Origin of the sequence: Butyricicoccus faecihominis (genome assembly GCF_014648015.1) — a bacterium.
Classification (GTDB): domain Bacteria; phylum Bacillota; class Clostridia; order Oscillospirales; family Butyricicoccaceae; genus Agathobaculum; species Agathobaculum butyriciproducens.
In genome coordinates this window covers 1-601 of sequence record NZ_BMQH01000039.1, presented here as the reverse complement: position 1 = coordinate 601, position 601 = coordinate 1, and the positions used below count along the sequence as shown (strand labels likewise).

General features: G+C 43.4%; 2 tRNA genes. Both read left to right on the top strand.

What is annotated here, in order from left to right:
* The first annotated feature begins 163 nt into the window (after positions 1-163).
* A tRNA-Ala gene (locus IEY11_RS14605) sits at positions 164-239 on the top strand.
* 47 nt (positions 240-286) lie between these two features.
* Positions 287-363 (top strand) — tRNA-Ile (locus IEY11_RS14600).
* The last annotated feature ends 238 nt before the right edge of the window (positions 364-601 follow it).

Below are 601 nucleotides of genomic sequence, written 5' to 3'. Positions count from 1 at the left end.
CTGAGTTCTGAATAAGAACTCATATCCTATGGTCAATCAGAATGAGCACTTGCAGATCGTTGTTTAATTTAGAGGGTGCAATCGAAAGATTGTGTACCTTCAAAAAGTGGAAAAGAGAAAGACAAATTCCGAGGTCCCTGCATCAATCGAAAGGTTGAAATATGGGGGTGTAGCTCAGCTGGGAGAGCACCTGCCTTGCAAGCAGGGGGTCAGGAGTTCGATCCTCCTCATCTCCACCACAGGGCGTCGGAAGACGGAAACGACGACCGGACGCCGAAAATCAAATGGGCTTGTAGCTCAGGTGGTTAGAGCGCACGCCTGATAAGCGTGAGGTCGGAGGTTCGAGTCCTCTCAAGCCCACCAATAAGAGCAACGACCGAGCTTGCAAAATTTTATGAAATAAAATTTTGCATAAGCTATAAAAGGTCGGAAGTTCTTATGAGCCGCGCTATTTGCACAAACAAAACGTAGTTTTGTTGGCAAAATTGCGTAGCAATTTTGCACCTTGAAAACTGAACAATACGAAAGCAAAAGCAACAATAGAGGAAATGTTAAAATGTTATTCCGATCTTAATTTTATAGATCAGCAAATAGGTTTTGA